Consider the following 7,210-nt stretch of genomic DNA (forward strand, 5'->3'; position numbering starts at 1 on the left):
TTTTCTAAATTCTAAACATAAATCTAGATGGGTAAAGTTATATAAAATACAAAATAAAATTAGTAATGAAATACAATCGATTTTACCAAGTGTTATCCCGATCACTTTTTCCTCGTTCATTCCATTATTTGCCCTTTTTTTTGACTTTTAATTAGCCTAATTTTGTGTAAATCAGGGTTAACAAAACATCTTCTTTGGATTGTCATACAGCTTTCTGTGTTGTTTGCCTCATTTTTATCTTTGTTTTAGGATCGTTGCTTCAATTTAATGTAACCTTAGGTGCAATTGCTAGTAGGTTTTGTTTTGCAAAACAACTATATATTATGTTTATATAGGTTTTATGTATGTTAAAATAGGATTTGAAAGATCATACCTAGTTTTTGGTTTTATCGCATTTAGTTTTACGCGAATATCTTCTTTCACACTATCAGTCCGTGGTCCATGGGATCTATGGAAGCAGAAAAACAGCGAACAATCTGAGCTCTGGCAGATACTCTCTGTAATAATTACATTAGATTAGGATATATTATGAAAATATTAGTTACTGGTGGATGCGGATATATAGGAAGCCATACGTGTGTCCAACTTATTAAATCCGGTTATACACCAATTATTATTGATAATTTGTTCAACAGTAAAGTATCAGTATTAGATAGAATACAAAAAATCACAGGTCAATCGGTCGATTTTTATCAAGGTGATGTGTGTGATGAAAAATTATTAGCTAAGATCTTTACAGAACATGATATCAAAGCAGTGATTCATTTTGCTGGGCTAAAAGCAGTTGGTGAATCAGTACACAAACCTCTCGAATATTATGAAAATAACGTTTACGGCAGTATCACTCTAATGAAAGCAATGCGAGAGGCAGGTGTTAAGCAGCTAGTGTTTAGCTCGTCGGCCACCGTCTATGGCGAACTCGCCCCTGTACCTTATGTTGAAACCTTGCCACAAGGGCTACCGACTAGCCCATATGGCAAAAGTAAATTAATGGTAGAACAATGTATAATGGATTTAGCTGTTGCCGAATCTGATTGGTCACTGACTATACTACGGTACTTTAATCCTGTTGGGGCCCATTCAAGTGGATTGATGGGCGAAGATCCTCTAGGCATTCCTAATAATCTTATGCCATATATTACTCAGGTTGCTGTAGGTAAGCGAGAATCATTAGCTGTTTTTGGTAATGATTACCCAACAACAGATGGGACTTGTATTCGTGATTTTATACATGTCGTTGATTTAGCTGATGGACACATTGCTGCACTAAAAGCCGATCACAACAAAGCTGGTGTTCATATTTATAATTTGGGTTCTGGTATTGGTTACAGCGTATTACAAGTGATCAAAGCTTTTGAAAAAGTATCAGGAAAAGCGCTTAACTGGCACTTTGCGCCAAGGCGATCTGGCGATTTACCCGCATTTTGGGCTGATGTCAAAAAAGCAGAACATAAATTAGGTTGGAAAACCAAATTAACACTAGATGACATGGTAAAAGACTCGTGGAATTGGCAATCAAATAACCCTCAAGGCTATCCTGGTTAAGTTGTATGGCATCGATAAAATAAGCAAAATTAAAATAGAAGTAAAAATAGCTAATTTTAATCCGATTGCTCACCCTTTGTCGCTATAATTTATTAATCAACCAATAGGTGCGCGTTTCGCCACATAGAGTGAAACGCCCTTGGTCAATGCAACAAGAAACATTTACTCAAGAATAAAATCCTAGTTATTATTCAACTTGTTTTTTGTACCTTAGATGGCACCAAGTTAGCATTAATTGGTCAAGATGCCGAAAACCAATTGTGGCATAATAGTTCAATTAATATCTGCACTTGAACAAAGTCAACATGCATTACTGATCGATTGCCGATCATTAAAAGCTAAACTTGTTTCTATTCCTAGAGATTTTTCTGTGATTATCATTAATTCAAATATCAAACGAAGTTTAATTAACAATGAATATAATGTTCGATGTAAACTATGTGAGGTAGCAGTCAAAGCCCTTAAAGTAAAATAACTAAGAGATGCTTCATTAACCGAATCACAATATATTTAAAACTTGCTTGCTCCCATTGTATTCAAACGGTCTCATTATGTAATCACTGAAAACGAACGCACGCTAAAAGTGACGCAAGCTTTAGTGGTAATTATAAATTATTATCAATACTTATGATCAATAGCCACAACTTAACGCGTGATGATTATTGAAATAATTCACGGCGTAATTGGTAAACTAGATGGTGTACGGATGGTTAGTGGTAGCTTTGGCGGATATGTTGTGGTATTAGTGCCAAAAGATAAAGTCAATGCGGTTAGAGCGGTTGTTAGCGATAATTAAGCTAACAAATTGGTATTAAAGAAGGTTTTTACAACTATAAATAAAGTGAATGGAGTAGTGCGATATTCTTATAAAACAAATTATTACACTTTTAAATAGGCAAGCAATGCATATCAAATTTCCAAACTGAGGAGGTGACATGGTTTTCTTGTATATTATCTGTTAACGAGAAAAATTGCGAAGCCTTACTTGAATGCCAATCACTAGAACAATACCAACAATAAGATGCCTATTTAGGTGTTACAATTGATATTAACAATAAACATTATCTACTTAGCACTAACCAATGTGCCAATCTGTTATATGGTGGAAAATTAGGTTTTGACAAAAAACGATAGCAAATTTAAGCCCAATTCGAGCAACAGGTAACATTTTGATTAATTTCTCCTGATAAAGAGTTGGGTGGCTGGCTAGCTGAGTGTAAAAGTCACTTATATACTTGCCGATTATAACAAAGTTATTATTGCGTTCCACGCAATCTCAACAAAAGCCACATCAGTTAATTTAACTAATTATGCTTATTTTAATCTTAATGGAGAAATAAGTTAGAATATCCTTAATCACAGTTTGTGGTGCTAACTTAATTTACAATAATTATTTGGTGAAAGCCATTAAATACGATATGGATTTGTAACAACCCGAACTTTTATTAGGCAAATTATATGAAAGCCTTGAGCAGTAAATAACTGGTGGTTATGAGCATATTTACTTATTAGATAAAACACAGACTATTGCAACTCAACTTATTTCGCCTGCTCAAAAAGTAATAATGAATGTAATAACAACTCAACCTTCATTACAAATATATACAGGTTGTTTTTTCAGAATAAGCCAAACTGATACAATGGTAAATATGGGAATTTTGCAGGTGTAGCACTAGAAGCACTGTTTTTACCCGATAGTTCTCGTCATATTGAATGGTCACAACCAAGTAGGCTTTTACAGACTTAACAAATTCATGATCACCTAACGACTTAATTTGTTATAAATTAAATCATTTGACTCATTTATGGACATATATTGATAGAAACTAGCTTTTTTCTGTAAGTATTCCCCGTATCTGTAAATTGAATAAAAGAATTTGTACGTTTAAACTAACAATCCTAATCAAAATTGGGTATGATACGGTTATCATACCCAATGGATAAATATAAAATATGACAAGCAAAGCCTTAACAGCTATTTTTCCGGGCACTTTTGACCCTATCACCAATGGTCATATTGACCTTGTGACACGAGCCTCGCTACTATTTCCTCGATTAATCGTTGCTATTGCTGAAAATCCTAATAAACAAACACTGTTTACCCTAGAAGAACGGGTAAATTTAGCATCAACTTCGGTCGAGCACTTGCTTAATGTCGAAGTGATAGGATTTGATAATTTAATGGCAAATTTTGCTCAAACTCACAATGCTACAGTTATTGTACGTGGAGTCCGAACAACACACGATTTTGAATACGAAAGGCAACTTGCTGAAATGAATCGGGCGTTAAAATCCGATTTAGACACCATTTTTTTAATGCCATCAATTGCGATGGGGTTTATTTCATCAACAATCGTAAAAGATGTCGCCTATCATGGTGGTAATATCACAAATTTAGTGCCAAAGCATGTCAAAACAGAATTACTCAAACGCTTAACATAAATTAAAAAAACGTCTATGGTTAATTTTTATACCCACCAGAAAAAAAAACTTACTAAACAAAAATTGACAGTAACAATTGCATCCTTAGATGCTTTTGGGCAAGGGGTTGCTAGTTATAAAGGTAAAACAATTTTTGTTAAATCAGCTTTGCCTGATGAAACCGTTGATATTGAACTGACTGAAGACAAAAAAAATTATGCTAAAGCCAAAGTCATTAGATATCATAACCAAAGCCAAAATCGAGTTAAACCACAATGTCAATATTATCAGCAATGTGGTGGTTGTGAATTGCAACATATTGCCCCTCATTTGCAACAACAAGCAAAATATAGTGCATTAATTAACCTGCTACAAAAAGAAACGGGACAATCTTTAGCAAATATTACTCAAAATTCCCCCATAATTATTGCCGATCAGCCTTACCATTATCGGCGGCGAGCAAGGCTTTCAATTAATATAGTTAAAGGCGAATTAGTTATTGGATTTCGCCAAGCTGAGTCAAACAAAATAATTAATATTAAACGTTGTCCCATATTAGTGAATGAATTAGATACACTGCTAATACCATTGCAAAGTATATTTAGCAATTTTAAACAGAAAAAAGCACTTGGTCATATTGAATTAATTTCAGTTGACAGTGGTATTATTATTGTTTTAAGGCATACTATGCCTTTACTTGATTATGACGTTAACTTATTGAAAGATTTCGCAGAAAATCACAACCTTTCACTTTATTTTTATGGTAAAGATTTAGTACATATTACAGGTAATACTGAGCATTTTTATTTAATTAATCATTTAAAATTAACTTTTAGCCCTCTAGATTTTATCCAAGTAAATTGTAAAATAAATCAAAAAATGATCAATCAAGCTCTTGATTGGTTAACATTACAACCAACTGACCAAGTCTTAGATCTCTTTTGTGGTATGGGTAATTTTTCATTACCTATAGCAACATTAAGTAAAACAGTAACAGGGATTGAAGGTATTGATGCACTGGTTGAAAAAGCAAAATTTAACACTATATTAAATAGTAATAAGATTTGTGCTGAAACCAATTTTTTAGCTAGCAACTTAGACGATACTCAACAATTTTCGATATGGAGCCAATCACAATTTAACAAGGTATTATTAGATCCAGCAAGAGCGGGGGCATTAAATGCAGTAATAGAAATTGCAAAATTAGCTCCATCAAAAATTGTTTATATATCATGTAACTCTGTTACTCTAGCTCGCGATAGCAAACAACTTATAGATGCAGGATACAAAATTGCTCAAGTTGCTATTTTAGATATGTTTCCACAAACCAAACATATTGAATCAATGTTGTTGTTAATAAAATCAGGAACATAATTTATGGTAACTATCAGAGGCGCGCACCAACATCGAGAAGAACATTATTCTCTTGCTCAATTTGAAGTTGAGCAATGGGCAAAACAAGAACTATTATTAGCTAACCCAGCATCTTATAAAAAGTTTAGAGAAGTTTGGGATTTTTGTTTTGAAAACAGCGCTGGAGCCTCTGAGCAATTTTTCTGTTTCCAAAATGCTATCGAAATGGTTGAGATTCTATCGACTCTAAATATGGACATCAATAGTTTATGTGCTGCTTTATTGCTTCCTTTTGTTGATGCCAAAATTATTCGCCGTGAGGATATCCCTGAAGATTTTGATCGTGAAATTTCTCACATCATCTCTAACATTGTTAAAATGAAAGAAATTCGTCAATTGCGTGCAATCCGCAACGGTAGTGCCACAACAGAACAAATTGATAGTATTCGTCGCATGCTATTGGCGATGGTTAATGATTTCCGAAGTGTAGTCATCAAATTGGCTGAGCGTATTACCTATTTACGTAATTTAATCAAATCTCCCCAAGAAGAACAAATTTTGGTAGCTAAAGAGTGTTTTAATATTTATGCACCTTTAGCCAATCGGTTAGGAATAGGGCAATTAAAATGGGAGTTAGAGGATTTCTGTTTCCGCTATTTATTCCCAGACGAGTATCGGCTTATTGCTAAAAAATTGCAAGAAAAGCGATTAGATCGTGAATTATATATCCATCAATTTGTTAAACATCTACAAAAACTGATGAACAAAGATCATATTCGCGCAGAGGTTTATGGTCGCCCTAAACATATTTATAGTATATGGCGGAAAATGGAACGTAAACATCTTGAATTCGAAGATCTATATGATATCCGAGCTGTGCGTATTATCTGTGATCGAATTGAAGATTGTTATAATGCCTTAGGCATCGTCCACAGCCATTACAAACATATCGCTAAAGAATTTGATGATTATGTTGCTAATCCCAAACCAAATGGTTATCAATCAATTCATACTGTCGTTTATGGCCCACAAGATAGGACCATTGAAATTCAAATCCGTACTGAACAAATGCACAACGATGCAGAACTAGGTGTTGCTGCTCATTGGAAGTATAAAGAAGGTAGTACCGACAAAATGACAGCTTATGACCAGAGAATTTCTTGGTTAAGAAAATTATTAACATGGCAACAAGAAATGTCTGAACGTGGCGAAATTCAAGAAGCCGTTCGTAGTCAGATTTTTGATGACCGGGTTTATGTTTTTACACCGAAAGGCGATGTTGTCGACTTGCCAGCACGATCCACACCACTTGATTTTGCTTATCATATACATAGTGATGTTGGTCATCGTTGTATCGGTGCCAAAGTCGGTGGTCGAATTGTGCCTTTTACCTATAATTTAAAAATGGGCGATCAAGTTGAAGTTATCACTCAAAAACAACCTAACCCAAGCCGTGATTGGCTAAATTCTAATACAGGATTTGTTAACAGTAGCCGAGCAAGAGCCAAAATTCAAGCATGGTTTAAAAAACAAGATCGTGATAAAAATATTGTTGCTGGTGAACAAATACTAGCAAATGAACTTGAACCGCTAAATATTAGTTTAAAAAGTGTCGAAAAAATCTTAATCAATAAATATAATGCTCACTCTTTTGAAGAGGTATTAGCAGGTATTGGTAGTGGTGATGTAAAAATAAATCAATTAGTCAATTTCATCAATGCACAATTTAACAAACCAACAGCAAAAGAAGAAGACGAAGCAGTATTAAAACAGATTACCCAAAAATTTAATGCACAAACAAAAAATACTAATAAAGCTAGTAATAAAAAAGGCGGTGCAATTATTATTGAAGGTGTGGGTAACCTAATGTATACCATTGCAAACTGTTGTC

Annotated in this window: 7 protein-coding genes; all 7 read left to right on the top strand. The window is 34.1% G+C overall.

What is annotated here, in order from left to right:
- Positions 1-298 precede the first annotated feature (298 nt).
- Positions 299-520 carry an MFS transporter gene (locus A9G30_RS13715; protein WP_141672086.1) on the top strand — a complete coding sequence of 74 codons (222 nt, stop codon included), beginning with the start codon at positions 299-301 and terminating at the stop codon, positions 518-520.
- 8 nt (positions 521-528) lie between these two features.
- On the top strand, positions 529-1,545 hold the full coding sequence (gene galE, locus A9G30_RS10505; RefSeq protein ID WP_065588921.1) for a UDP-glucose 4-epimerase GalE: 1,017 nt from the start codon (positions 529-531) through the stop codon (positions 1,543-1,545).
- Positions 1,546-2,200: 655 nt separating this feature from the next.
- Positions 2,201-2,341 (top strand): hypothetical protein, encoded by a 141-nt coding sequence (locus A9G30_RS13045; protein WP_176700903.1) that lies wholly within the window; start codon positions 2,201-2,203, stop codon positions 2,339-2,341.
- Between the two features lie 414 nt (positions 2,342-2,755).
- Positions 2,756-2,890 (top strand): aldose epimerase family protein, encoded by a 135-nt coding sequence (locus A9G30_RS13720; RefSeq protein ID WP_081295818.1) that lies wholly within the window; start codon positions 2,756-2,758, stop codon positions 2,888-2,890.
- Between the two features lie 608 nt (positions 2,891-3,498).
- Entirely contained in the window at positions 3,499-3,987 is a 489-nt protein-coding gene (coaD, locus tag A9G30_RS10515; protein ID WP_065588923.1) for a pantetheine-phosphate adenylyltransferase, read from the top strand.
- A gap of 15 nt (positions 3,988-4,002) precedes the next feature.
- A complete protein-coding gene (gene rlmD, locus A9G30_RS10520) occupies positions 4,003-5,340 on the top strand; it encodes a 23S rRNA (uracil(1939)-C(5))-methyltransferase RlmD (protein WP_065588924.1) in 1,338 nt (445 codons plus the stop codon).
- Positions 5,341-5,343: 3 nt separating this feature from the next.
- The coding region (gene relA, locus A9G30_RS10525; RefSeq protein ID WP_065588925.1) for a GTP diphosphokinase at positions 5,344-7,210 on the top strand (1,867 nt) is incomplete at its 3' end.

The organism is Gilliamella sp. Fer4-1, assembly GCF_001690515.1.
Taxonomy (GTDB): domain Bacteria; phylum Pseudomonadota; class Gammaproteobacteria; order Enterobacterales; family Orbaceae; genus Gilliamella; species Gilliamella apicola_C.